General features: G+C 52.0%; 25 protein-coding genes. 4 read left to right on the forward strand and 21 right to left on the reverse strand.

Features of this window, described 5'->3' with window-relative positions; genetic code table 11:
- Nucleotides 1-3 precede the first annotated feature (3 nt).
- The 8 genes from HMPREF9473_RS14775 to HMPREF9473_RS14810 form a co-directional block, all read right to left on the reverse strand.
- Nucleotides 4-309 (reverse strand): DUF6637 family protein, encoded by a 306-nt coding sequence (locus HMPREF9473_RS14775; RefSeq protein WP_006780942.1) that lies wholly within the window; start codon nucleotides 307-309, stop codon nucleotides 4-6.
- Nucleotides 310-313: 4 nt separating this feature from the next.
- Nucleotides 314-1,303: an ornithine carbamoyltransferase gene (gene argF, locus HMPREF9473_RS14780; RefSeq protein WP_006780943.1), complete on the reverse strand. Its 990-nt coding sequence runs from the start codon at nucleotides 1,301-1,303 to the stop codon at nucleotides 314-316.
- Nucleotides 1,304-1,397: 94 nt separating this feature from the next.
- On the reverse strand, nucleotides 1,398-2,579 hold the full coding sequence (locus tag HMPREF9473_RS14785; RefSeq protein ID WP_006780944.1) for a patatin-like phospholipase family protein: 1,182 nt from the start codon (nucleotides 2,577-2,579) through the stop codon (nucleotides 1,398-1,400).
- Between the two features lie 101 nt (nucleotides 2,580-2,680).
- Nucleotides 2,681-3,616 (reverse strand): SPFH domain-containing protein, encoded by a 936-nt coding sequence (locus HMPREF9473_RS14790; protein WP_006780945.1) that lies wholly within the window; start codon nucleotides 3,614-3,616, stop codon nucleotides 2,681-2,683.
- 31 nt (nucleotides 3,617-3,647) lie between these two features.
- Nucleotides 3,648-4,130, reverse strand: a complete 483-nt coding sequence (locus HMPREF9473_RS14795) for an NfeD family protein (protein WP_006780946.1) — start codon at nucleotides 4,128-4,130, stop codon at nucleotides 3,648-3,650.
- 192 nt (nucleotides 4,131-4,322) lie between these two features.
- A complete protein-coding gene (locus HMPREF9473_RS14800) occupies nucleotides 4,323-5,111 on the reverse strand; it encodes a TrmH family RNA methyltransferase (RefSeq protein ID WP_006780947.1) in 789 nt (262 codons plus the stop codon).
- Between the two features lie 17 nt (nucleotides 5,112-5,128).
- Nucleotides 5,129-7,048: an NAD(+) synthase gene (locus tag HMPREF9473_RS14805; RefSeq protein WP_006780948.1), complete on the reverse strand. Its 1,920-nt coding sequence runs from the start codon at nucleotides 7,046-7,048 to the stop codon at nucleotides 5,129-5,131.
- 33 nt (nucleotides 7,049-7,081) lie between these two features.
- Nucleotides 7,082-8,488, reverse strand: coding sequence for an MATE family efflux transporter (locus HMPREF9473_RS14810; protein ID WP_080568866.1), 1,407 nt, complete (start codon nucleotides 8,486-8,488; stop codon nucleotides 7,082-7,084).
- Between the two features lie 175 nt (nucleotides 8,489-8,663).
- Here HMPREF9473_RS14810 and HMPREF9473_RS14815 point away from each other — a divergent pair, with 175 nt between their 5' ends.
- The gene (locus tag HMPREF9473_RS14815; protein WP_006780950.1) at nucleotides 8,664-9,092 is read left to right on the forward strand and encodes an RrF2 family transcriptional regulator; all 429 of its coding nucleotides are present in this window, start codon (nucleotides 8,664-8,666) and stop codon (nucleotides 9,090-9,092) included.
- Between the two features lie 36 nt (nucleotides 9,093-9,128).
- A complete protein-coding gene (locus HMPREF9473_RS14820) occupies nucleotides 9,129-9,848 on the forward strand; it encodes a tRNA threonylcarbamoyladenosine dehydratase (RefSeq protein WP_006780951.1) in 720 nt (239 codons plus the stop codon).
- Between the two features lie 87 nt (nucleotides 9,849-9,935).
- On the opposite strand, the gene HMPREF9473_RS14825 is transcribed toward HMPREF9473_RS14820, so the two are convergent.
- From HMPREF9473_RS14825 to HMPREF9473_RS14865, 10 genes are all read right to left on the reverse strand, one after another.
- Nucleotides 9,936-10,397 (reverse strand): low molecular weight protein-tyrosine-phosphatase, encoded by a 462-nt coding sequence (locus HMPREF9473_RS14825; RefSeq protein ID WP_006780952.1) that lies wholly within the window; start codon nucleotides 10,395-10,397, stop codon nucleotides 9,936-9,938.
- A gap of 60 nt (nucleotides 10,398-10,457) precedes the next feature.
- On the reverse strand, nucleotides 10,458-11,105 hold the full coding sequence (locus HMPREF9473_RS14830; RefSeq protein ID WP_006780953.1) for a hypothetical protein: 648 nt from the start codon (nucleotides 11,103-11,105) through the stop codon (nucleotides 10,458-10,460).
- Between the two features lie 137 nt (nucleotides 11,106-11,242).
- Nucleotides 11,243-11,416 carry a hypothetical protein gene (locus HMPREF9473_RS27785; RefSeq protein ID WP_006780954.1) on the reverse strand — a complete coding sequence of 58 codons (174 nt, stop codon included), beginning with the start codon at nucleotides 11,414-11,416 and terminating at the stop codon, nucleotides 11,243-11,245.
- 40 nt (nucleotides 11,417-11,456) lie between these two features.
- Nucleotides 11,457-11,699: a hypothetical protein gene (locus HMPREF9473_RS14835; RefSeq protein WP_006780955.1), complete on the reverse strand. Its 243-nt coding sequence runs from the start codon at nucleotides 11,697-11,699 to the stop codon at nucleotides 11,457-11,459.
- Nucleotides 11,700-11,866: 167 nt separating this feature from the next.
- On the reverse strand, nucleotides 11,867-12,826 hold the full coding sequence (locus HMPREF9473_RS14840) for a carbohydrate kinase family protein (RefSeq protein WP_006780956.1): 960 nt from the start codon (nucleotides 12,824-12,826) through the stop codon (nucleotides 11,867-11,869).
- Between the two features lie 27 nt (nucleotides 12,827-12,853).
- A complete protein-coding gene (gene rbsD / locus HMPREF9473_RS14845; RefSeq protein ID WP_006780957.1) occupies nucleotides 12,854-13,261 on the reverse strand; it encodes a D-ribose pyranase in 408 nt (135 codons plus the stop codon).
- 30 nt (nucleotides 13,262-13,291) lie between these two features.
- Complete coding sequence (locus HMPREF9473_RS14850) at nucleotides 13,292-14,224, reverse strand: ABC transporter permease (protein WP_006780958.1); 933 nt, start codon at nucleotides 14,222-14,224, stop codon at nucleotides 13,292-13,294.
- 4 nt (nucleotides 14,225-14,228) lie between these two features.
- On the reverse strand, nucleotides 14,229-15,740 hold the full coding sequence (locus HMPREF9473_RS14855; RefSeq protein WP_006780959.1) for a sugar ABC transporter ATP-binding protein: 1,512 nt from the start codon (nucleotides 15,738-15,740) through the stop codon (nucleotides 14,229-14,231).
- A 17-nt stretch (nucleotides 15,741-15,757) separates the two neighbouring features.
- A complete protein-coding gene (locus HMPREF9473_RS14860) occupies nucleotides 15,758-16,861 on the reverse strand; it encodes a sugar ABC transporter substrate-binding protein (RefSeq protein ID WP_006780960.1) in 1,104 nt (367 codons plus the stop codon).
- A 105-nt stretch (nucleotides 16,862-16,966) separates the two neighbouring features.
- The gene (locus tag HMPREF9473_RS14865; RefSeq protein WP_006780961.1) at nucleotides 16,967-18,112 is read right to left on the reverse strand and encodes a hypothetical protein; all 1,146 of its coding nucleotides are present in this window, start codon (nucleotides 18,110-18,112) and stop codon (nucleotides 16,967-16,969) included.
- A 230-nt stretch (nucleotides 18,113-18,342) separates the two neighbouring features.
- On the opposite strand from HMPREF9473_RS14865, the gene HMPREF9473_RS14870 reads away from it, so the two are divergent.
- Complete coding sequence (locus tag HMPREF9473_RS14870; protein WP_006780962.1) at nucleotides 18,343-19,128, forward strand: DeoR/GlpR family DNA-binding transcription regulator; 786 nt, start codon at nucleotides 18,343-18,345, stop codon at nucleotides 19,126-19,128.
- A 384-nt stretch (nucleotides 19,129-19,512) separates the two neighbouring features.
- Nucleotides 19,513-20,865 (forward strand): MATE family efflux transporter, encoded by a 1,353-nt coding sequence (locus tag HMPREF9473_RS14875; RefSeq protein WP_006780963.1) that lies wholly within the window; start codon nucleotides 19,513-19,515, stop codon nucleotides 20,863-20,865.
- Between the two features lie 162 nt (nucleotides 20,866-21,027).
- Here the strand turns inward: HMPREF9473_RS14875 and HMPREF9473_RS14880 are convergent, their stop codons facing one another.
- The 3 genes from HMPREF9473_RS14880 to abc-f all read right to left on the reverse strand — a co-directional run bounded on the left by HMPREF9473_RS14880 (nucleotide 21,028) and on the right by abc-f (nucleotide 26,224).
- On the reverse strand, nucleotides 21,028-22,530 hold the full coding sequence (locus tag HMPREF9473_RS14880; protein ID WP_006780964.1) for a catalase: 1,503 nt from the start codon (nucleotides 22,528-22,530) through the stop codon (nucleotides 21,028-21,030).
- Nucleotides 22,531-22,729: 199 nt separating this feature from the next.
- Nucleotides 22,730-24,643 carry a sensor domain-containing diguanylate cyclase gene (locus HMPREF9473_RS14885; RefSeq protein ID WP_006780965.1) on the reverse strand — a complete coding sequence of 638 codons (1,914 nt, stop codon included), beginning with the start codon at nucleotides 24,641-24,643 and terminating at the stop codon, nucleotides 22,730-22,732.
- 96 nt (nucleotides 24,644-24,739) lie between these two features.
- On the reverse strand, nucleotides 24,740-26,224 hold the full coding sequence (gene abc-f, locus HMPREF9473_RS14890) for a ribosomal protection-like ABC-F family protein (RefSeq protein WP_006780966.1): 1,485 nt from the start codon (nucleotides 26,222-26,224) through the stop codon (nucleotides 24,740-24,742).
- Nucleotides 26,225-26,460: the final 236 nt, after the last annotated feature.

Consider the following 26,460-nt stretch of genomic DNA (forward strand, 5'->3'; position numbering starts at 1 on the left):
CATTTACCTCCAGATGCTGATGGCGCTGACCACCGCAATACCGGTCAGCACCGCCGCAATCACAATCTGACCGATAGCGGCCGCCTTCTTCCGCTTCTCACGGCCGCTCTGCCGGTAACGGTACAGACCGTTGACCAGATTCAGCACCGCCGCCAACAGAAATATCAGCGGAAACAGCATCATATACCCTTCCGGGTTCAAAAACGCCACCACGGCCATCACCACAATCAGAATTCCGATTATGATGTGCAGCCAGTCAATCATCAGCGTTAAATTTCTGGGACTCTTTCGTTTTTCCTGTCCATACATATCGTTATGCTCCTAACGTCGCCGCCATCACCGCTTTGATGGTGTGCATCCGGTTCTCCGCCTCGTCAAACACCTTTGACTGGGCGGACTCGAACACCTCATCCGTCACTTCCATATCCTGGATGCCGAAACGGCCGCTCATCTCCTTGCCAATCTTTGTCTTCAAATCGTGGAACGCGGGCAGACAGTGTAAAAAGATGGCGCTGTCCTTCGCATTACCCATCACCTTCGCTGTCACCTTGTACGGGGTCAGTTCCCGGATTCTCTCTTCCCACACTTCATCCGGCTCTCCCATGGATACCCACACGTCGGTGTAAATGACGTCGGCGTTCTTCGTTCCCTCTGCCACATCCTCCGTCAGGGTGATGGTGGCTCCGGACTGGGCTGCGTACTCCTGACACTGCTTCACCAGTTCCTCGTTGGGGAAATACTTCTTCGGCGCGCAGGCCACAAAATGCATGCCCATCTTGGCGCAGGCAATCATCAGGGAGTTGCCCATGTTGTAGCGGGCGTCGCCCATGTACACCAGCTTCACCCCTTTTAAATGGCCAAGCTGCTCTCTCACCGTCAGCAAATCGGCCAGCATCTGGGTGGGATGGTACTCGTTGGTCAGACCGTTCCACACCGGAACACCGGCATATTTTGCCAGTTCTTCCACAATATCCTGCCCAAAACCACGGTATTCAATTCCTTCATACATTCTGCCAAGAACCCTGGCCGTATCCGGAATGCTCTCCTTCTTGCCAATCTGGGAGCCAGTCGGGTCCAGATATGTGGTTCCCATGCCCAAATCGTGGGCGGCCACCTCGAAGGCGCAGCGGGTGCGGGTGCTGGTCTTCTCAAAGATAAGGGCCACATTCTTCCCCTTTAAAGTATCCGTCAAAATTCCCTGTTTCTTCTTTTCCTTATACTCTGCCGACAAATCCAGAAGATACCCTATCTCCTCCGGTGTAAAATCCTTCAGTGTCAGAAAACTCCTGCCTTTTAAATTCATAATCCCATCCTCCTAGCCTAAAGTCGTGTATTTTTATGCATTATTATAAATCATAATGCATAATTATGCAACCCTTTCTTTTGTACTCAGTCTACTATGCGTCCGCCAGTCCGGGCAGAATCCCCATCTCCTCCAGCGGGCGGCTGGTCTTGGCCAGCTTCGTCTGAATCAGCCGCACCAACTCCTCCACCGTATAGACCTGGAACCGGTTAATCTTCATCTTTTTTGCGATGGATTCCAAAATCGCGATATACAAATCCTTGTAGTCCCAATCCTCCTTCAGCTTCAATTCCACGGCCGCCGCCGGGAATATCCGTTCGGTGTAATTGCGGTAGCCCTCCAGACTCTCCATGGACTCCGCATCCAGCTCCGGCTGAATATAGGCTTTCATCAGTTCCAGCTCCGACATCATTTTATCAAAGTAATAGGCCTCCGTGTTGGGTGCATCAATATAATACCACTTTCCGTACAATCCGTACAGCAGACGTTTGGCGTCATAGTAGCCCAGCATCATATTCTTTTTGGCCCGCTTTTTGTCAAATTCCAGAATTCCGCCCAAATCCTGGCGTGGGGCGATGTGATATACCGTGCAGTCCTCCGGTATCTCCGTCACCTTCTCACTGTCAAAACCCAGGCCGTAGATACGGATGATGATAATATCCTTATAGTCATGCTCCAGCAGAATGGAGGTAGGCACATTGTTCCAGCCGCCACCGTCCATATACCGCTTTCCGTTAAGCTTCTCGTTCTTGAAGGCCGGGAAATAGGCGCTGGCCAGCAGCATATCTCCTATCTCCCCCTCCGGCGCCTCCTTCACATCCACGGTCAGCAGCCGTCTGTCGCTGACGGAGTAGGTGGTGATATAGAGCTCCCGGTCCGACGAGCGGATTTTCTCCTCATCGATGGTCTCCTCAATCAGCTCCTTCAGCGGCGTGATGTCAAAGCCCTTGTCCTTTAATATCCGCTTGGCGTCACTGATGAGGCTGCCGAAATTTAAGGATTTCAAATCCATCTTCATCACATTTTCAATGACGTCGTCCTCCACATCCATCACCTTGGAATAACTGATATTTTCCCAGATATATTCCGCTTTGTCAATATCATCCATGCAGATCAGCGCGCCGTTTAGGGAGCCCACGGACGCCCCGGCGATTCCCTTTATCCGGACACCGGCTTCCCGAAGCGCCTTCCATGCCCCTATCTGGTAGGAGCCCTTGGCGCCCCCGCCTTCCAGTACAATGCCGTATTCCTTTGACAAATCCAGCTTTAACTCCATATCGATGCCTCCTGCCTCTTAAGCCCTGCTGCATTTCTAAAATAGGGCGCCTTATTACAGGCACCCTATGATTTCCTTGCTGATTTTTAAATGATATCGATTTATGACTCCTTTGCCAGCTCGGCGATGGAGGTCACAAGACCCGCCATGTTCTGAATCTCCGACGGAATAATAATCTTGGTGGACTTGCCGTCTGCCACCTTCATAAATGCTTCCAGGCTCTTCATCTGAAGTACGGCCGCATCCGCACCGGCCTCTTTGAGGAAGCGGATACCGTCTGCATTGGCCTGCTGTACTTTCAGGATAGCGGCTGCCTGGCCTTCGGCCTCACGGATCATCTTCTCCTTCTCAGCTTCCGCACGGAGGATCGCGGACTGTTTCTCCGCCTCCGCATCCAGAATCACGGATTCCTTCTTACCTTCCGCCACAAGGATGGTGGACTTCTTCTCACCTTCCGCGCGAAGGATGGACTCACGGCGCTCACGCTCTGCCTTCATCTGTTTCTCCATGGCGTCCTGAATGGCAGCCGGAGGAATGATGTTCTTAAGCTCCACACGATTGACCTTGATGCCCCACGGGTCCGTGGCCACATCCAGGGAAGCTCTCATCTTGGTGTTGATGGTCTCTCTGGAGGTCAGTGTCTGGTCTAACTCCAAGTCACCGATGATGTTACGAAGGGTGGTGGCCGTCAGGTTCTCAATGGCCATAATCGGATTCTCCACGCCGTAGGTAAACAGCTTCGGGTCGGTAATCTGGAAGAAGACTACCGTATCAATTCTCATGGTAACATTATCCTTGGTGATAACCGGCTGTGGCGCGAAATCAACCACCTGCTCTTTTAAAATGACTCTCTTTGCCACACGGTCGATAAACGGAACCTTAAAATGCAGTCCCACGGACCAGGTTCCCTGATATGCGCCAAGACGCTCCACCACCATGGCCGTAGCCTGAGGTACAATCTTGATGCAGGATGTCAGCACCAGCAGCACAATGATAGCGATAATGATAAATCCAAAAAATCCAGCAATTGCTCCCATGTTTCATTTCCCCCTGTTCTTTTAGGTTTTATTAGTGTTCTTTGTTTTCGTTTAAAACATTCTTAACGGCAGCTCCATTTTTATTTTCCAAGCTGCTCACTATCAATTTCACTCCACGGATTTCCCGGATTACCACCTGGGTGCCTTCGGAAAAAATATCTTCGTCCCGCAGGGCCCTGGCCGTCCACTCCTGTCCGTTTACCACCGCTGCGCCGGTCCCTTTTAGGTTGTTCACCTCGGCCGTAATTCTTGCATTCCTTCCTATGAGACTGTCCACATTGGTCTTCACCGTCCTGCCGTTTAAGTACTTGGATGCAAGAGGTCTGGTAAAGAATAACAGGATAAAGGAGACAATGACGAAGACCGCCAGCTGCACTTCCACGCTCGCGCCAAACAGCGACAGAATAAACGCTAACAGCGCACCTCCGGCAAACCATATCGTTGTCAAAGCCATGGTTCCAATCTCAATTCCAACCAGAACTACAAAAGCAATTAACCAACAAATAGATGCCACGTTACATTCCTCCTTCCCGGACATTCTTATGTGCTTCTCAACCGCGGTTTCCACACGGATGAGTCTGCCTTGGCAGATGATTTATGCTATTCAAATTGCATAAGAACATTACAATTTACAGATAGTATACTATATTTTCGTTAAATTAACAACAAAGATTCTATTAACATCTTATTAAATCTTTTGACTTTCTTAATATTTCTTTCTTCGCTGCCTTGCCGTCTCATACATCAGGATAGCGGAAGCCACGGCGGCGTTTAAGGATTCCACCTGGCCCAGCATGGGAATGCGGATGAGAGTGTCGGCCATGGCGGCTGTCTCCTTCTCCAGGCCGCTGGCTTCATTTCCAATCAAAAATCCGGTCCCACCGTGATAGTCTTCCTCATCATAGCTGTTTTTACCCGCAAGATGGGCAGCATAAAGATGGATATTCTGTTTTCTTAACAGGTTCAGGGTAGCCCTCAAGTCGTCCACATAGACGAAGGGGACGCGGTAAATGGAGCCCATGGTGGAGCGGATGACCTTTGGGTTGTAAATGTCGGCGGTGCCATTGTTCATGATGATTCCCGTGACGCCGGCGCCCTCCCCCGCTCTCAGAATCGTTCCTAAGTTTCCAGGGTCCTGGATGGTCTCCAGAATCATGATGTGGGCCGGGCCTGGGCTTTTTAAAATGTCCTCCACCCGGTATTCATACTGTTTTACAAGCGCCAGAATGCCCTGGGGCGTCTGGGTGTCGGACATGGCTTTTAACACGTCCTCGCTGACGGTCTCCACTTTTCTGACGCCCTTCATCATCTCCCGGTGGGCGCTGTCCGCCAGGAATTTCTCGGTGGCGTAGACCGCGTGGATGCGCTCTTTTGGGAGCTCGGAGAACATTTTTCCGCCCTCCACCACGAAGAGGCCGGTTTCTTTTCTGTATTTTGCTTTCTTTGTCAGTGCCGCCACCTGTTTTACCTGGGCGTTGCTGGTACTGGTTATCATAGAATCTATTTCCCTTCTTAATCTAATGTGAGCTGCTCCAGCTCTTCCAGCCAGATTCTGCCGCAGGCGTCGCTTGGCATCCGCAGGTCGCCTCGCGGGGAAACGGCCACGGAGCCCACCTTAGGGCCGTCCGGCAGACAGGAGCGCTTGAACTGCTGGCTGAAGAAGCGGCGGTAAAAGACTTTCAGCCATTTGAGAATCGTTGCATTATCGTAGATTCCCTCAAAGGCATGTTCCGCCATCCGGAATATCTTGGACGGCTCATAGCCAAACCGCAGTACATAATAGAGATAAAAATCGTGGAGCTCATATGGGCCCACCAAATCTTCCGTCTTCTGGGCGATGACGCCGTCCTCCGGCGGAAGCAGTTCCGGGCTGACCGGGGTGTCCAGGACATCCAGCAGTACGGCGCTCAGTTCCTCCTCCCCGCAGGTATCCGCATAGAAGCGCACCAGATGGCGCACTAAGGTCTTGGGAACGGAGGCATTGACTCCGTACATGGACATGTGGTCGCCGTTGTAGGTGGCCCAGCCAAGAGCCAGCTCCGACATGTCGCCGGTGCCAACCACCAGGCCGCCAATCTGGTTGGCGATGTCCATCAGCACCTGGGTCCGCTCTCTGGCCTGGCCGTTTTCGTAAGTCACGTCGTGATTGCCCATGTCCTGCCCGATGTCTGAGAAATGCTGCATCACGGAGGCGCGGATATCCACCTCTCTCAAGGAAGCGCCCAACTTTCTTGTCATGGTGCAGGCGTTCTGGTAGGTTCTGTCGGTGGTGCCGAAGCACGGCATGGTCACGGCCAGTATCTGCTCTCTCGGCAGTCCCAGCATATCGAAGGCTCTGGCTGTCACCAGCAGGGCCAGCGTGGAATCCAGGCCGCCGGAGATTCCCAGCACGGCGTGGGTAGTCTTCGTGTGCTCCAGCCGTTTTTTCAGGCCCATGGCCTGAATGGAGAGAATCTCCTCACAGCGTTTCCGCCGCTCCTCCCCGTTTTTGGGAACGAAGGGGGAATTGTCGATATATCGCCTTAACACCACATCCCGCTCCGGGAGTGTAAACTTCACAGTCAGATAACCGTCATCGCAGGTCACCGGATGGGTGTTCATTCTCCGCCTGTCGCTGATGATTCTGTCCAGGTCCATATCCGCATAGATGGTCTCGTTTTGAAACCGTTTGGAGACAGCCAGGCAGGTTCCGTCCTCAGCGATAATGTTGTGGCCGCCGAACACCAAATCCTGGGTCGACTCCCCCTCGCCGGCGTTGGCGTAGACGTAGCCGCACACCAGTCTGGCCGACTGGCCGGAGATGAGGGACTCCCGGTAGGTGTCCTTTCCCACGGTCTCGTCGCTGGCGGAGCAGTTTACGATCACAGTGGCCCCAGCCATGGTGTGGGCGATACTTGGCGGACACGGGGCCCACACGTCCTCACAGATTTCCGCCGCAACCGTCAGGCCCGGCACAGTATCACAGGTGAACAAAAGACTTGTCCCCATGGGAACCAGGCCGTTCCGCCACGGAACCATGGTGATATCACGTTTTGCCGGAGTGAAATGTCTCACTTCATAAAATTCGGAGTAGTTTGGAAGATAGGTCTTTGGCACCAGGCCAAGAAGTTTTCCGTTGGCAAACAGCGCGGCCACGTTATAGAGCTTGCCGTCGTGCTGCCAGGGAAGTCCCACCACCGTCAGCATTTCCATCCCCTGGGACAGGGTGACCAGGCGGTCCAGTTCCTCCTTCGCCCGCCTCAATAAGGTGTCCTGGAGAAATAGGTCGCCGCAGGTGTAGGCCGTCAGGCACAGTTCCGGAAATACCATGATATCGGCCTGGTTTTCCACTCCCTCCTGCATTCTCTCATAGATCTGCTCTGCATTGTACGCCGGGTCCGCCACCCGGATATTCGGCGTTGACGCCGCTGTCCTGATAAATCCCTGTCTCATGATGCACTCCTTTATCTGTTATGGCTTATTCTGTTACTGTTTTTGAACTGTCTCAGCTGCCGGACACGGTGATTTCACCGGCTCCGGCGTGATGGTATAACGGGGCAGCCACTTGGCCTTGACGCAGTATACAATATCCATCAGCATGGTGGTAATCCAGGTGATGGGGTAACACAGCATGACCGCGCCGTAGCTTGGGAAAAACGGGACTGCCAGGTTGATATATATCATACGCAGGATACACATATTTCCCACGCCGATTAACATGGATACCATGGTCTTGCCGGCTCCCCGGAAGCTGCCCATCAGGATGTTGTGCACTGTCATGGTCATATAAAACGGGAGCAGCAGATACATGGTCCGGTGGCCGTATTCCAGCACCGCCGGGTCGGAGGAAAAGATTCTGAGAACCCGGTCCACCTGGAAGAACAGCACTGCCGACATGACCGCCGTGTAAACCGCGCCGATGACCAGTCCCTGAAAGATACCCTTTTTCACCCTGGGAATGTTTCTGGCACCCACGTTCTGGCCGGTAAAGGTGGTGGCCGCCATACAGAAGCTCTGAAGCGGCAGCATCACGAAGCCGTCGATTTTACAGTAGGAGCCAAACCCGGCCATGGCGGCCGCGCCGAAGCTGTTGACATTTGCCTGGACGATCACATTTGACAGGGAAATGATGGACTGCTGCACGCCGCTTGGGATGCCAATTTTCAGGATGCGGCTCATCATCCGCTTGTCAATTTTTATTTTCGATAATTCCAGCCGGTACGCCTCGTTTGAGCGGGTCAGGGCCAGCATGACCAGCATGGCCGAGATAAACTGGGCGGTCACCGTGGCATAGCCCACGCCGGCCACGCCCATGTGGAACACCACCACAAACACCAAGTCCAGCACAATATTGACCACGGAGGACACACACAGGTAATACAGCGGCCTTCTGGAATCTCCCACCGCCCGCAGGATGCCCGCGCCCATATTGTAGACCAGATTAAACAGCGAACCGCCGAAGAAGATGCGGAAATACACCACGGAATTGCTCATAACCTCCTCCGGGGTACCCATCCATCTCAGAATAATCGGGGAAATCGCAATGCCCAGCACGGTCAGGAAAATGCCGCCCCAGATACTGAGGGCCATACAAGTATGAACCGCCCAGTGCAGCTTCTGCTCTTCCTTCCCGCCATAATACTGGGAAATGATGACGCCGGCTCCGGTGGCGATTCCCATAAACATACCGATAATCAGATTGATCAGCGAGTTGCTGGAGCCCACGGCCGCCAGGGCCTCACTGCCGATATAATTGCCAACCACAACAGAGTCTACCGTATTGTATAACTGTTGAAATAAGTTGCCCATCAAAAGAGGCATGGAAAATGCCAGCAGCTGTTTCCAGATGACACCTTCCGTCATCATGATGGTCTTCGTCTTTTGTTTTCCTATCACAGATACGCTCCCCCTAACGTTTCTTGCTCTGACATGCCGCGCATGTACATCATAGGTTTTCATTATACATCTTTTGCCAATAAAATGGAAGTTTACTTTTTTGTACGCAATCGTGTACAATATGGATATCATACTAACTTGATAAGAATTATAGGAAGGCGGTATTTTCTAAATGAAAATTTCAACAAAGGGGCGGTATGCCCTGCGCATGATGTTGGAGTTTGCCCTTCACCCGGACGAATGTACGAAGATTAACCAGGTCGCCAAACGCCAGCAGATATCGGAGAAGTATCTGGAGCAGATTGTCACCATTCTCTCCCGCGCCGGCTACGTGAAAAGCATGCGTGGCGCCCAAGGTGGATATATGCTGACAAAGGAGCCATCAGAATACACGGTGGGCATGATTCTGCGCCTGACAGAGGGAAGCCTGGCCCCCGTGGCCTGCCTTGATGCGGACGAGCCCTGCGGCAGGAGCAGCACCTGCGTCACACTGGATGTGTGGCGGCAGTTAAATGATGCCATCAACCAGGTTGTGGACCATGTGACGCTGGCGGACCTGGTGAAAGAGCAGCTGGCGAAGCCGGGTTATACCTTGCTTTAGAAATTAGTATATAGTATACCCACAGGAGTCATCATTATGATAAATGAATTTTCACGAACACAGCTTTTAATCGGGGAGGAGGGACTGTCGAAGCTCTCCTCTTCCACTGTCATGGTCTTCGGGGTGGGCGGCGTCGGCTCCCACTGCATCGAGGCCCTGGCCAGATGCGGCATCGGCCGCCTGATTCTCGTCGACCCGGACGAGGTGGCACTGACCAATATCAACCGGCAGAGTATCGCGTACCACAGTACGGTTGGGCAGTTTAAGACGAAGGTGATGGAGCGGCGGATTATGGATATCAATCCGGCGGCCCAGGTTATCACGTTTGAGAGGTTTATACTTCCGGAGAATCTGGAACAGTTGTTTTCGGAGATTCCCGGAACGATTGATTATGTTGTAGATGCCATTGACACAGTCGCCGCGAAGCTGGCGCTGGTGGAATACTGCACGGCCCATGAGATTCCACTGCTGGCCTCCATGGGGACCGGGAATAAACTGCACGGGGAGTTGTTTGAGATAACAGACATCTCCAAAACCTCCGTCTGCCCCCTGTGCCGGGTGATGCGGCGGGAGTTGAAGAGCAGGGGGATATATCACCTGAAAGTACTCTACTCGAAAGAGGAACCGTTAAAACCCAAGTTCGAGAGCGAGGAAGTCACCAGCAAACGTGCCGTCCCCGGAAGTATCTCCTTTGTGCCGCCGGTGGCGGGGTTGTTGATTGCGGGGGAAGTGGTGAGGGAGTTGAGCGGAAGTTAAGCAAAAAAGGCAAGCCAGAGATGTCATGCTCCGGTTTGCCTTTTTCTTATTTTCTTATTTTCTTATCTTATACATTCGGTCCAGTCCTCATTTTCCCCGCAATTTGATATAATCCAGCAGTGCGCCGCAGCCTCTCATCACATCCCTATAAGTTGCGTCAAAATCTCCCGTATACCATGGGTCCGCAATATCACCAGGAGAATGGGTGAAATCCAGCAGCCGGAACATTTTCCCATCCGTATCTCTCCCCAGTATCCGCTCCATCTGCCTCATATTCCACTGATCCATCCCAATCAGGTAATCATACTTATCGTAATCACTCCGCTTCAACTGCACCGCCCTTTTCCCCGAAGTGTCAATCCCGGACTCTCTCAGCTTCTCCCGCGTCCCATAATGCACCGGATTCCCAATCTCCTCCGTGCTGGTAGCCGCCGACCCAATCAAAAACTGCCCCGTCATCCCCTCACGCTCTACCATATCCTTCATCACAAATTCTGCCATGGGGGAACGGCAGATGTTGCCGTGGCAGATAAAAAGTACTTTTATCATATCTTAAAAACTCCTTATATCTTCATTTTTTTAATCAATAGCTGCAACCGGATGAAAAATCTACCAAATTTGAAAAGGAAGTAAATGCTCCAGCAGGATAGCAAATATAATGCTCATTACCAATATAGGCATCATTTCTTTTAGCGGCCTGCGCAATACGGCTAAAACAGTAAGCAGTGTCAATAGCTGCAGGCTTGAGACAACAGAAATATAAATCATCCCATATGCAAATGTACAATTTATAAAGCATGCGATTATCCCTGCCGATATTACATGAGCGATAAATCCGCGGCCTCCTGCATACCAGCATAGATAGGCGAGAACAGGGGATATCGCAGTAAATACAGCCCAAATCATAGCATAGCTTTTCGGGAAGAAACCCGCTACAAAATTGCAGTATAAGTAATACCCGGAAACCATGGACGCAAAGAAGCAAAACACGTTGACGGCGGCTCTCATTGGAGTCTTACTATATACAGAAAGGCAGACAGCAATGAGCATCCAGGGGGCAAAAGAGCCTAAAAAATTGTGGAAATCAAAAGTCCTGTCAAACAAGCCCAATAAATATGGTAAATTGGCCTGACGGTAATCCAGATATTTCGAAAATACCCCCAGACAAAATCCAAATAACAGTACACCAACCGTAAGTAATATTTGTCTATAACGTGTACCCGTATTCCCTTTTTCTCTTATCAAATCAAGTTTCACCCTGAAATATCCCCCATGTCTCTTGCATTGTTCTCAACTTTTCGAAAGCCTAAGTAGTTTTGAGGCAATATAAAATTTCATCTGCAATCTCCCGTTTTCTCAATCGTTTACTGGTTTCCTAGCATGGCAGACTGGCATCAGCGGCGATTGCTGCCGATCCAGTAACACCCCGCCGCAAGGACAGCGGCCAACAGCTCAGTCGCACGAGCATTGATATCATAAACCCCAGACCCCATCAGATAAGGAGAGCCCCAAAATACAACTGCAAAAATCACAAGTGTAATAATAATTCGTTTAACCTCTTCTTTCATAATAAATCCCTCTTCCATCCATTTTCAAAACCAGGCTAATCTACTTCTTAACCCGCATCCCAACCAAAAATCCAATCAATGTCCCAAAACTGATAAAATAGGAAAGATACCCAGGCATGGAGGCGCCGATTCCTGCGCCGAGGCAGAGGCCCAGAGCAATCCCTTCTGACATATAGGTATCTGCTATGTCGCCCGATTCTCTTTTTTTCTTGATGGTTAAAATCAAATATACGGCCACCCCTCCTGCCACAATCACGGGAGCAATACTTTTTATGAACTCCATTGTGCCTCCTTCTATTCTCCTAAAGACCAACGAACATAACCCTGCTTTTTCATTCTAATAGCAGTATGGAGAAATGTCAAATAAAGGATACCTGAATGATACCCAAAAAGCCACATGCAGTCAGCTTTTAACCATAACCTGCATGTGGCTCTCTTTTTATTCTTATTCTACTGTCCCGGCTCCCCCATAAGCTCTCTAATCTCCTCCCACACCGGGCCGCCCACAAGGGCGCCTGGCCGGGCGGCGCAGAGGGCGCCGGCGGCGGAAGCCGCTTTTATCATGTGCTCCATCTGCTGGAGGGGGATGGCCTCCGGGCGGCTGCCGGTTTGGCAGAGTTCGTAGAGGAGGGTTCCAAGGAAGGCGTCTCCGGCTCCGTTGGTGTCCACGGCCTGTACCTGGTAGGCCGGCACGAATCCGTGACCACCCTGGCAGCAGTAATAGCTGCCTTTCTCACCGCAGGTGACAGTCACCAGGGAGATTCCACCGCCGTACAGCTGCTCCGCCCCCTGGGGGATGTCCGTGGTGCCGGTGAGCATGGTCATTTCCTCCTCGGAGACCTTGAGAATGTCCACCAGCGGGAGAAATGTTTTCATGATACGGATGGCCTTCTCCCTGTCCCAGAGGACATCCCGGTAATTGGCATCAAAGGAAACCGGCTTCTTCTCCTGCCTTGCATATTGGGCCGCGTAAAATGCTGCCTCCCGGCATGGCTCGTCTGTGAGAGCGGCCGCGCTGACATGGAAAATGCCTGTCTGCTTTATCATGTCCGTGCGCACCTGCTCTTTGCGAAGCTGGGTGTCCGCGCCAGGTTTTCGCATCACGGTAAAGCTCCGCTCCCCGCTTGAATCCAGATGCACGAAGGCCAGGGTGGTATAGGCATCGCCGGTGAAGCACAGACCCGTGCAGTCGATGCCGCAGCTCTCGGCCATGTCCTTTAAATAATAGCCGAAGCTGTCATCTCCCACCATTCCCATGATGGCCGCCTTTCCTCCCAGTCTGGCAACCGCCGCCAGGACATTGCTGGGCGCGCCGCCTGGCTGCCTCTCGTACAGGGCATGGTTCCCGGCGGAAACTCCTCCCGGCGAAAAATCAATCACAAGTTCCCCCAACGCAACTACATCATACATGAACTGCTTCCTCCTTTTCCCGTCCTTTTAATCGTCGTATGTACATCCCGCCTGAAGAATGATATTGGGACAGTGAATGCCATAGTTTCCCGTGCGGACCACGCCCTTCACACTCTCCATCATGTTATCAATCTCCTCATCCTTCACAAACACAATGGGGCATTTATCCCCGAAACGCTTCTCATACTCTTCCAGCTGCTTCGGCGCGTAGTGGTGGATTCCCTCGGACAGATACACCTTCTCCACGGAAAACTCATCCAGAATGCCGTCCAGCACCTGCAGAATCGCCGGCAGGTTAGGCAAAAATGCAAGGTCAACCACCTCTCTCCCCAGCGGGATATTGTAACCTGCGTCCGTGATGGCAAGGTGGTCTCTGTGTCCGGTTCTTGCCAGCAGGGAGCGCAGCTGTGCATTTAAGATTCCATATTTCTGCATAATATACTTCTCCTTCTTATATTAACACAATCAATCGTTCCGATTCACAATAATCGTTATAATCAAGACAATGGCCGATACCACCAGCTGCCAATAGGAATTAATCCCATTCACATTCAATCCATTGGTAATCATGGTGAGTAATAACGCTCCCATAATACTCCCCCATATGGTCCCGGAACCGCCGTTTAAGGACGTCCCGCCAATCGCCACCGCCGTAATTACATTCATATTCATGGTAGCCGCCAGCGTCGGCTGGCCGCTTCCGGTCCGGCTGCTCAGGATAATTCCGCCCACACTGGCGCAGATTCCGCTGACAATATACAGAAATATTTTCACCTTCTTCACATGGATGCCCGATAGCTTCGCCACCTCCGCATTGCCGCCGATGGCATACACATGGCGTCCAAACGGCGTCTTATTCAGCACCACCGTGGATACAATGGCAAACACCGCCAGCAGCCACACCTGATTGGGCACGCCTAAGAAGCTTCCTCTGCCGATGACCAGAAATCCTTCCGGCAGACCGTAAACAGCCGTTCCACCTGTCAGCAGGCTGGCGATTCCATTTGCCAGGTTCATAGTTCCAAGGGTCACCACCATGGGCGGCAGCGCAAACCTGGTCACCAGCGCCCCGTTTAAAAATTCAAGGGCCGCTCCCACCAAAAGCCCTGCAAGTAGTGCAAGCGGAATGCTGATGCCTCTGCTCATCAACAGTGAGATAACAATTCCCGTCAGGCAGGCCACGCCGCCCACACCAACGTCGATATCCCCTGTTATCATGATAAATGTCATTCCAATCGCCACAATCGCCGTGACCGCCATCTGTCTGAAAATGTTAATCACATTGTCTGTGGTCAGGAAATTTTTATTGGACAGAGTAAACACAATCCCTATCAATACTACCACAAATAAAATGCCATACTGGTTGATTATCTGTCTATATTTTTCCTTTTTATCCATCGTCTCACCTTCCAACGGCTGCTGCCATAATCCTTTCCTCTGAAAATTCCTCTCTGTCAATCCGGCCTGTGACCTTTCCCTCGTGCATGACCAAAATCCGGTCACTCATCCCCATGATTTCCGGCAGCTCCGAGGAAATCAGAAGGATGGCTGTTCCCTTGGCGGTCAGTTCGTTCATCAGTTTATAAATTTCCGCCTTTGCCCCCACATCAATGCCTCTGGTCGGCTCGTCCATGATAATGATTTTCGGCTCTCTCGCCAGCCATTTTGCAAGAATCACCTTCTGCTGGTTTCCTCCGGATAAAAACATGGTATTCTGGTCCGGCCCCGTGGCCTTCACATTGAGCGCCTTCATAAACCGCTGGCACATGTCCTTCTCCCTGCCCTTTCGAATCAGCCCGTGTCTGCACAGGGCTTTCAGATTGGGAAGCGCGATGTTGTGGCGGATGGAAAATTTGAGAATCAGCCCTTCATTTTTCCTGTCCTCGGTCAGCCACACCATCCCCAAATCCATGGCCTCCTTGGAATTCCGGATGTGCGCCTCTTTTCCAAACACCATGAGTTTTCCGCCCTTTTTCTGCGGGTCCTCCCCGAAGATGAGCCGCACCAGCTCCGTTCTTCCCGCTCCAACCAGACCGGAAAGTCCCAGAATCTCTCCCTGGTGCAGACTGAAGCTGATGTCCTCCGGCGTGTAGGCACTCCGGATGCCGCCAGAATCAATGCCGCTCATATGCTCCACCCGCAGGACCTCCTCCCCAAAGCAGGTCCGTTTCCGGTGATAATAGTCGTCATAATTTCGCCCTACCATCAGCCGCACAATCTCATCCTCAGACGTCTGGTCCGCCAAAAGCTCCGCCACCAATTCCCCGTCCTTCAGCACAAATACCTCATCCGATATCTCCAGAATCTCCTGCATCCGGTGGGAAATGAAGATGAAGGTGACGCCCTGGCGTTTTAAGTTATTCACAATGTCGAACAACTTTCGTATCTCCGTATCCGACAGGGAGGAGGTGGGTTCATCCAGGATGATAATTTTCGCATTTCCCCGCAGCGCCCTGGCTATCTCCACCAGCTGGCGGGCGGCGATGTCCAGACTCGACACCCTGGTCTCCGGCGCAAAGTCAAGACCGACCATGTCGAGAAGGGCCTTCGTCTGCTCCCGCATCTCCCTGCTGTCCAAAAAACCGTGGCTGCTGGTCTCATTTCCCACGAAAATGTTTTCCATTATGGTCATTTTCGGCAGAACCAGCAGTTCCTGGTGTACCATCCGGATGCCCATCTCCCTGGCCTTGTCAATGGAAATGTCGTTGAATGCCTGGCCGTCGATTTCCATGGTTCCGGAATCCGCATGGTAATTTCCTGCAATAATTTTGCACAATGTACTCTTCCCAGCTCCGTTTTCCCCCATCAGGGTCACCACATGTCCCTCTTTGATTTCCATGGAAATGTCGCTCAGTACCCTTACGGATGCAAAGGATTTCCCTATCCCCTGCAGTTTCAGAATCACTTTGTCCATAGTTTTTGCCTTCCCTGTTATTTGTAAGCCTCCAGTTCCTTCTTGAGGGCCGATTGCTCCTCGATATCCTGCTTTACATTTTCCTTTGTGATAATGCGGACCGGAACCTTGATGTCCCCCGCGCTCTCGCCGTCAATGGCCATCACCGCCGCCTCCACGGTCTGGGCGCCGATATCCGCCGCGTTCTGTGCCACCGTAGCCAGGAACGGTCCGTCTGTCTGAAGGGCGTCCAACAGTCCCTGCTCGTCGTCCACACTGAGGATGCCGATTTCATCACGTCCCGCCGTCGTCACGGAAGCCAGCGCACCCACGCCCATGCCGGCGCTGCTGCCAAAGATATAGTCGATGGAGCCTCTTGGCTGGCTGATCAGCAAATCGTCAATCAGAGACTGGGTTGCCTCCACGGTTCCGGCGCTGGGAACGATTTCCCGCAGTTCCACATTGTCCACTCCGTCAAATGCCTTCACAAAGCCGGCGCATCTCTGGGTATTGGACGCGGAGGACATGAAGTTGATGTAGTATATCACGAATTTATCCTTGTCTGTCCGCTTGGATATCTCATCCAGTATGAACCTGGCATTGGTCTCGCCGACCGCCCCGTTGTCGCTGGCCACTCTGGCCGCGAATTCTACCTCGTCGGACTCTAACCGGGCGTCAAAATTCACCATGGGAATCCCCGCCGCATTGGCCTCCTTGGCCGCCGGGATGATGGCCTCAAAGCCTCCGGTACAGATGGCGTCATACCCCTGGGCCACACAGTGGGAAATGTACTCGCCCACCATGGGGAAATCCTCCTGGCCGTCAAATACATCCAGCTGGACTCCCAGCTCGTCCGCCTTTTTCTTGGCGCCGGCGCACAGATACACGAAGAAATCATAGTGCTGGGCCGGGGATATCAGTGCTATCCGTTTGGCGCCGCCCACATCGCCGGTGTTGTCCGCACCGCTCTGTGCTGCCTCTGTCTTTCCCCCATCTTCCCCGTCTGTCCCGGCCTCCTGTTTCGTTCCTGCCTGTGCTGCCGCCCCCGTATTGCCGGTCTCCGTCCCGTTGGAGCATCCGCTCAAACTGGTAATTGCCATTGCCGCTGTTAATGCCACTGCTAATAATCTACTTTTTCTCATTGTCCCTGTCTCCCTCTTTTTGGTCTTATAGTCTCTTTACCCGCTTTAGTCTCCTGGCTTTTCAGCCCCTTCGTCTCTCAGGCTTTTTGCCTTTCGTTTGAACCTTTACTTTCCCTGCGCAATCATTTCCCCATAATACTTTGCCACTTTTTTAACAATCTCATGGTCCTCCTGCAGACCACACACCTGGGCGGCCGTCTTTTCAATCCCCATCTCCACTATCATTCTCTGAAGTTCCGCCGCCTTCTCATCTCCCGGCTGGTCATACGCAAAGCCGTTGGCCATGGATTTTGCCAGAGCCTCGTAGGGCAGATGATGTTTGTAACAGAAGCAGGCATTTCCCGTCAGTCTGTCCTCTCTCCCCAGCTTTCGGATGGGGTCATAGCCCACCCGGAAAATCGTGTCCACCAGCACCTCCTTGGGCGATGGCAGGGTGCAGAATTTCCATATTTCCTCTTCCTCGATATGGAATTCCAGGGAAAGGGCCTTCACCGCTTCCTTTAAAACCTCTTCCATCAGCGCGGCCACCTCTTCGTCCTGTTCCGCCTGGCCGATGGTCTCATAGCCCTTTTGATAACCGGCATACGCACAGGCGGCGTGAGGCGCATTGTAGGTGTAGAGCTTCATGTCCTTCAGCGCTTCCAGATTTTCCTGAAGCTCCATCCACGGCACTTCACTCAAATCCACATAGATGGGCGGCTGAATCAGAAGGGTTGCCACGGCCAGCGCCTCCAGCTTCAGGCTTTTTGCACTGTCCGCCCCCACCGAGCGGCGGACGATAACGTCCCTCACCGCCACATTGTCGGCAAACCAGGCCCTGGCCTGCTCTCCTAGGGCGTCCATAAAGTACCTTTCCACATCCCTGATAAAGTGATTCAAGTTGGTACAGGACAGAATAGTCAGTTTCTTTCCCCCCTGCTTCGCTCTCTCCTCGATACAGGGCGCCAGATAGACGGCCGCCTCCGGAATATCCTCCGGATAGATACAGAGGGCTATCAAATCCGCATCCAGCACCTCCCGCATGCAGGAATGCTCCTCGTCACAGCCGTAGGTCCGGTAACCGGATACCTCGGCGTAAACCGTTGCGTCCTCCTGCAGCAATTTTACCTCATAACTGCCATTCTGTTCCAGGGCTTCTATCACTTCTTCATCCCTGTCGAGAAATGCCACATTCCACGAAGCCGCTGAAAACACCTGGCCCAAAAAGCCCTTGCCTTCCCTCCCGGCTCCCACGATTAAAATGTTCCCCATTTCATTACCTCCTGGTTTTGATATATGCATTATAACCCGTTAAAGTTGCGTTCGCAATGTGTAAGTTGCGAAAATAATTGGGATATTTTTTGTGCATTCTGTATAAATCGCAACTATTTTACCGTTTTTCGCAAGTCTAAATGGTATTTTTTCCATTCAAACTTGCATTTTCCGCTGAAATATGGTTTAATAAAAGCAAATACAGTATGTGAAACACGGAGGCAGCAGCAATGAATCTAAATCAAAGACAAACCGACATTTTAAATCTGTTAATAGAAAAGGGAACGGTATATTCCTCCGACCTATCCAGCCAGTACTCGGTTTCCACGGAAACTATCCGCAAGGATTTCAACCTGTTAGAGGAGCTTGGCTACGCCCAGAAGCATCATGGATTTGCCACGGTTTCCGAGCAGTATACGAAGGAAGCCCTGAATCTGGACACCAAGCGGCCGCTTCACAGCCGCGAGAAGCTTCTGATTGCCAAAAAGGCGCTAGACTTTATCGAGGACAACAGCGTCATCTTCTGCGACAGCGGAAGTACGGTCTGTGAGCTGGCCCAGTATCTGACCAACTACTCTTCCCTGACGATTGTGACCTCCTCCCTGGCTATTGTGGATGCGTTTCGAAACGTACCGAATGGCCCCCACATTTTCCTGATGGGCGGCTATGTAAATTATGACTACCAACTCACCCGCTCCATGGAATTTGACAATTCCGTGGAACAGTTCCGCTTCGCCCAGGCATTTTTCGGCACCACCGGCGTCCGCTACCACGACGGTCCAACCTCCAGCAAATACCGGGAAGGTCTGGTGCGGCAGCGCGTCATGCGGCAGAGCGACTGCAATATTGTCCTGTGCGATAACAGCAAATTCAAGACCGGCGGCATCCATCAGTACGCCTCCTGGAGTGAATGTGACTATTTGATTACCGATGGGATACCGGATGAGAAGATGAAGGACAATTTGGAACATCAGGTGAAGGTGATTTACTGTGGGGAGGAAACGGGAAATTCCTGATAAAAACCGTCACAGGATGATGGCGATTGACGGTTCCTGTGGAATCAGGTATAATCAGAGTTATAAATTTTGTGAAAGGGTGAGTATGATGTTATTTGGAAAATTCTGCATTGATGGAAGCTCCGCACAATTTGAAATTTCAAGACATTGTACGGAGCCTGAAGGACACAAAGACAGCTAGAGCCAGACTCTCCCCCGCATTAGACGCGATTGGGGGCTGTTTTTGTGTTACTATCCTATTTTGATTTCATGGGCGGTGGACAGTGTTTTGTCTGCCGCCCTTTGTTTTTGTGAAATGAGACGTTTGAAGCAGAGGGCGCACGTGGTAACGCGTGGTGTCCTCTGTTTTTTGTATTAATAAATGAATGAAAGGAATTTTTGATTATGAATAACGAACAGAATTTGACAACGGGACGTGTGTCTGGGACATTAATGAAATTTGCGCTCCCACTCCTAGCCGCCAACCTGCTGCAGTCCTTTTACAGCATCGTGGATATGCTTGTCGTGGGAAATGTGGTCGGCGAAACGGGGCTGGCCGCTATCAGCAATGCCTCCATGATAAGCTTTATCATCAACTCCATCTGCATCGGCATTACCATGGGAGGCACGGTTTTAGCGGCTCAGTACAAGGGGGCCGGGGATGAGGAGGGGCAGCGGGAAACGACGGGAACTCTATTTTCAATCGCCTTTATCGCTTCCATCATCGTCACTGTGCTGGGGCTGCTGCTCTACGGCCCCGTATTTCAGGCGCTGGGGGTTCCCGCGGCTTCCATGGAGGACGCCTGTGACTATATGAAAATCATCTGCGGAGGCACGGTCTTTGTGTTTGGCTACAATGCGGTCTGCTCCATCCTGAAGGGATATGGGGACTCGAAGACGCCTCTCTATTTTATCGCGGCCGCGGCCGTCATCAATATCGCGCTGGATATGCTGTTAGTGGGACCTCTTGGCATGGGAACGAAAGGGGCCGCCTATGCCACCATTTTCTCCCAGGGGATTTCTCTCTTGATTTCCATCCTGCACCTAAGGAGAAAAGGGATTTTGTTTGATTTCCAGTGGAAACACCTTCGGATTCACCGTGATAAGCTGGTGATGATTCTGAAGGTCGGGCTGCCTTCCGCCGTGCAGATGGTCATTGTCAATATCTCCTATCTCCTGATTACGGGTATGCTGAACCGGTTCGGCGTATCCGTCGCCGCGGCTTCCGGTATCGGGTTAAAGGTCAACACCTTTGCGGGCATGCCCTGCTGGGCCATCGGGCAGGCGGTGACCGCCATGGCCGGGCAAAATATGGGGGCCGGCAATCTCCGGCGGGTGAAGGAAACCGTCAAAACCGGCCTGCGCCTCAACATCCTGGTGACATTGGCCGCGGTACTCTTTGTGCAGATATTCGCCGGACCAATCATCGCCCTGTTTGAGCCGGGAAGCCCGGAGGTTCTCGCCGACGGAATCCTCTATCTGAGAGTGTGCTGTGGGATAAACAGCCTGGTTTATGCGGTTATGTACACCCTTGACTCCTTCGCTATCGGAATCGGCTCCGCCAACATTGCCATGGTAAATGCCCTTCTTGACGCCGCCATCGTCCGCCTGCCTCTGGGCTTTTTGCTGGCCTTTGTGGCTGATATCGGGTTTGCCGGCATCTACATCGGGCAGGCGGTCTCCCCGGTTCTGCCGGCTATTGTCGGCCTGCTGTATTTTAAAAGTGGTATTTGGGAGAGAAAATCACTGATTCACTAGACAATACAAAGAGCCGGTAACCACAAAAGGCACATGTCAAAATACCCCCTAAGCAGATTTTGGTTATTTCCCATATCTGCTTAGGGGGTACCATATCAATTGCCTTTATCTGTTATCGCAGCTATCTTATACCGCAGCTATTTCAAATCTAAAATCAAAAATTTAAATCGTCGCTTTCACCAGCGCCTTGTGGTCGCCCTTGGCCAGTTCTCTGACTCTCTCCATATCAAGCCCTAAAGCCTCCGTCATCCGGCGGCCGTACTCCTCGTCTGCCCAGAAGCAGTGTACGGCGTGGCGGTACTTGATATTGTCGGTGACCGGCTCGATATTGCGGGCGGTGTTCTCGATGAGCAGGGCACGTTTGTCCTCCGTCATCACTCTCCACAAATCTCCGCCGGCTCTGAAGCAGTCGTCCGTCGGGTCATCCTGTGGGTCGTAGGCGTAAAGAGCGCCGGATAAATCTAACGGCGGCTCCATCACTTCTGGCTGGGCCGCCCACTCGCCCTGACTGTTGGGACTGTATGCAGGCGCTCCGCCGTAGTTGCCGTCGGTGCGCATCAGGCCGTCGCGGTGGTAGTCGTGGACCTCACATTTGGCACGGTTCACCGGAATCTGATTGTAGTTCACGCCAAGGCGGTAACGCTGGGCATCGCCGTAGACGAACAACCGGCCCTGGAGGAATTTATCCGGTGAGAATCCAATTCCCGGCACCACATGGGCGGGGGTAAATGCGGCCTGCTCCACCTCGGCGAAATAATTCTCCGGATTGCGGTTCAGCTCCAGCACGCCGACCTCATGCAGCGGGAACTCCGCATGGCGCCATATCTTCGTGATATCAAACGGATTCTCATAATGCTTCTTCGCCTGCTCCTCCGTCATAATCTGCACATACATAGTCCAGCGTGGATAGTCTCCCTTCTCAATCGCCGTAAACAAATCCCGGCCATGGCTCTCACGGTCTTTGGCGATCACCATCTCCGCCTCTTCATCCGTCAGGTTCTTGATCCCCTGCTGGGTCTTGAAATGGAATTTACACCAGACTCTCTCATTCTTCTCATTGTACAGCGAGAAGGTATGCTCCCCGAAGAAATGCATATGCCGGAAGGTGGCCGGTATGCCTCTGTCGGACATGACAATGGTCGTCTGGTGGAAGGTCTCCGGAAGCAGCGTCCAGAAATCCCAGTTATTCTGGGCAGAGCGCATCCCCGTCTGTGGGTCACGCTTCACCGCCCGGTTTAAATCAGGAAAGTTATGTACATCTCTCAGAAAGAAGGTTGGCGTGTTGTTGCCCACCAAATCCCAGTTTCCCTCCTCTGTGTAGAACTTCACGGCAACGCCGCGGATATCACGCTCCGCATCCGCCGCTCCCCGCTCTCCAGCCACAGTGGAAAAACGCAGAAACAGTTCGGTCTCGGCTCCAGGCTGCAGTACTTTGGCTCTCGTCCACTGGGAAATGTCATGGGTCACCGTCAGTTTCCCGTAAGCCCCCCAGCCCTTCGCGTGCATCCGCCGCTCCGGAATCACCTCGCGGTCAAAATGGGCCAGCTTCTCCAACAGCCATACATCCTGTAACGCTACCGGTCCCCGGGGTCCCGCAGTGAGCGAATGCTCATTTTCTGCGATAGGCGCCCCGGCCTCATTTGTTAATTTCTTGTTGTTTTCCATGTACTTCTCCTTTCTGATCATCTCTATGTACATATCTTTTCGATAGTTACACGCCCTGCTGCCTACACCCCCATTGCATTTAATTTTAAAAACAATAATTATTACTGATTTGATTATAGTACTGCTGGGAAATAATGTCAATTTATTTTTCATAAAAAAGGGATTTGCCACAATTTCCTGCTGGCAAATCCCTTTTCTATCATAACCTGTTATTCTTTTCCCTCTCTCCTCCGCTAAAAACCGTATATCCGTTTTTCCCTCTCTTCTTCGTCTCATAGAGGGCTTCATCGGCCTTCTGATAGAGGGATTTAAAGTCCGTCCCATCCCGCGGCGCCATGGCCACACCGATGCTGGCAGACATATTCCAGCTGCCTGTCTCATTGGTACAGACCGTATTCAAAGCGGCAGTTAACGCCTCAGCCAGCTTCACAACCTGCTCCATTTCAATCCCGGAGACAAACGCCACAAACTCATCTCCGCCCACACGGCCCAGGATATCGTGTTCCCCAAAATGACTTCTGATAATCGCTGTGAAACTGCGGATGCAGAAATCCCCAAACGCGTGACCAAAACGGTCATTGGTCTGCTTAAAATCATCAATATCGAAGATGAAAAAAGCAGATTTCCGGTTCGTCTCCTCCAAAAGCCTCCGGTCAATCATCCGCTCCGTGGCCTTCTTCGTGTAGAATCCTGTCATTTCGTCCCATTCCGCTCTCAGCTCTTTCTTTTTGTCCGCATCAATATTCTTCCGGTAGACAAACATATGGAGCGAATCATCCTCCGAGGAATAGAAAATATAGGCGTCTATCCTCATCCAGAAGTAATTGGTTCCGTCCTCCGTAATCATGAACTCATAGCAGAGATGATTGTTCCCGTTCTCATACTCTCTGGCGACATGCTCCGGCTTGAAGGTTGTGACATACCCCTCCCGGTATTCCTCCTTTATCTGCTTCCCGGCAATCACCTCCAGGCACTGGGAATAGGGAAGCCCTACGGCGCCAAGGCGCTCAAAATACCGCTCCGTCCTCTCCCCCACCGCACAGTCCTTCGTGATATTCAGTTCATAAATGTCATCGTAAAGCTGTTTTGTCGCCTTCTCGAAATAGGTATGGCGCTCCTCCTGAAGTTTGAGAATCTGTCTGTTAAAATTCCGAATGACGGAGGTGGTCACCACAAGAACCGTCAGCACAATGAAGGCAAGGATGATTCCCGACTGGCAGAGCTGGGCATTCATCTCCTTCACAATCTCACTGGTATCCTGCTGTACAAGCAGGCTCCAGGATAGCTCCGGAATATATCTGGATACCACATAATCATCGCCAGACTGGCTGGAGTCGGTCCAGACTTCCAGATTGGCCGTGTCATCCTTCCAGCTCAGCACCTGTTCTCTGATCCTCTCCTGTCCATGGAGGGTGAACCAGTCCACCGCCTCATAGCCCGTGTTGGTGGTGGAGATTTCTATAATCCCTCTCTCGTTGATTAAGCACGCCTCGACATGATATTTTTCCTCATAGCTCTTTAGCAGCTCCATCAGATGGTCGATGCGGATGCCCACCCCCACGATACCCAGGACGCCCCCCTGCTCATCCATGATTTTGCAGTTGACGAAGACAGTAATCGCATTGGACGCCCCAACCACCTCGTCATTGTCCACATTTAAGGAGTACTCCTCCTCACTGTCCAGCAAATCAAAATACCAGGTATTCTCCGAATCTCCCTCCACTAACACTCTGTCACATCCGTTAAAATTGTAGTAACGGCCAGTGGCGGTGGACACGAGAAAGACGGAGCTGAAATCATATTTTTCCTGATAGGCTCTCAAATATTCTTTCGTCGTTTCAATATAAAGCGGGTCCTCCAAATGCTCCTGCTCCACCTTCAGATGCTCCTCCAAAAGGCTGTCGTGAGCCATGGTCAGCGAGACGTTGACCGGTTTTGTGAATCTGGTAGTCAACTGGTAATAGATTCCCTCCGCGCTGAGGGCCGAGATATGCTCAATGTCATCCAGGGAAGCGCTGTAATTGGCACGATAACTGAAAATGGCAGTCAGAGCAAACCCGACTATCAAAATGACACTGACCAGCAGATTGGTCTTTAAAAGTTTATTGTTCACCCAGTTCTCCTCTTTTCAGTCACGATTTTTTAAGTTCTTGTCGGTTTATGTCGATTTCAGTTTAGCACAAATACCCGTAATTGTCATTTATTACTTTTACAGATTGATAAGTTTTGTCGCCACATGCTCCTGGAACATCACGTCGTGCTCCACGAACAGCAGGGTGGGCTGGTATTTTAAGATCAGTTCCTCGATCTGGACTCTGGACAGCACATCCACGAAGTTCAGCGGCTCATCCCAGATATACAAGTGGGCCTGCTCACAGAGACTGACGGCGATGAGAATTTTCTTCTTCTGGCCGCCGCTCAAGTTCTCCAGGTTTTTCTCAAACTGTACCCGCTCAAAATCCAGCTTGCGAAGCAGCGCCCGGAACAGGGTCTCGTCAATGCCTTGCTTTCTGGCGTACTCGCTGAGACTGCCCTTCAGATGGGAGGTCTCCTGGGAGACATAGCTGACAATCAGCCCGCTGGCCCGGGAAATATGACCGTCATGGTGGATATCTTCGCCCAGAATGGCCTTTAAAATGCTGGATTTTCCACATCCGTTTGCCCCGGATAGACAGATTCTGTCACCGTTTCTTATCTCCAGATTCACCGGACCGCAGACAGCCCTGTCATCATAGCGGATGACAACGTCCTGAAGCGTCACCAGCCGCTCCGCGTAATGACGCTGGGGATACAGTTTTAACGCCTCTGCCCGCTCAATATTTTTCAACAATCCGGATTTCTCCTCGATGGCGTTCTGCTGACGCTCCTCAATCTGTTTGGCCCGCTTCATCATCTTGGCGGATTTGTGGCCGATAAAGCCCCGGTCCGGCCGCAGGCCGCAGGAGTGTTTGCCCTGGAACTTGGTGCCTTCCACCTTGTCCGACCAGCCTGACGTCCGCCTCGACGCCTCCTCCAGCCGCTTGATCTCCCCCTTCAGCCGCTCATTCTGCGACAGCTCCAGATTGTCCTGCCGCTGCCGGTTCTCCTGCCAGGACGAAAAATTGCCCTTCTGCACCTCAATGTCCGCCCTGTTGATGGACAGAATATGGTCCACCACCCCGTCCAGGAAATGACGGTCATGGGACACCAGGATGAATCCCTGTTTCCCCCGCAGATACTCCGCCACCAGTTCCCTGGAAGCGGCGTCCAGATGGTTGGTCGGCTCGTCGATGAGAAGGAAACGGCTCTCACCGGCAAACAGCGCCGCCAGAAGCGTTTTCGTCTGCTCCCCGTTGCTCAGCGTGTCGAAGGGCCGGAACAGCACGTCCTCCTTCACTTTTAGCAGGTTCAGCTCCTTATAAATTCTCCAGCTCTCCTCCGCCGGAAGGATTTCCTCCAGAATCTCCATGGTCATCCTGCTCTTATCCCCCACCTCATAGGGGAAATACTGGAATTCCATCCCCGGCGCCGAAATCGTCCCGGAATATTCGTATTTTCCCAGCAGCAGGTTTAAAAATGTGGTCTTGCCACGTCCGTTCCTTCCGATGAATCCCAGCTTCCAGCTGGTGTCAATCTGGAAAGATACATGCTCAAATATATTGTCGTAACTGCCCTCGTAGGCAAATGTAAGGTCTGAGATATGAATCAATGCCATAAATGCCCCACCTCCTGTATATTCCTCCATATCGTGGGCGTGGGCCCGTGGTCATCCGCCTGTAGCTTCATCGCCCGGCATCACCCGGCCACCACCGGGCATCACCCGCCATCCGCCTGTCGGCAGTATATCGCCCCATCCCATATGGACAAAAAGAAACCGCAAGAAAGTCTCTTTCCTGCGGCTCCGTGAATACACAACAAATGGCCTGATTCCTGCAATACAGGCATCAGCTA

Origin of the sequence: Hungatella hathewayi WAL-18680, from assembly GCF_000235505.1 — a bacterium.
GTDB lineage: Bacteria > Bacillota > Clostridia > Lachnospirales > Lachnospiraceae > Hungatella_A > Hungatella_A hathewayi_A.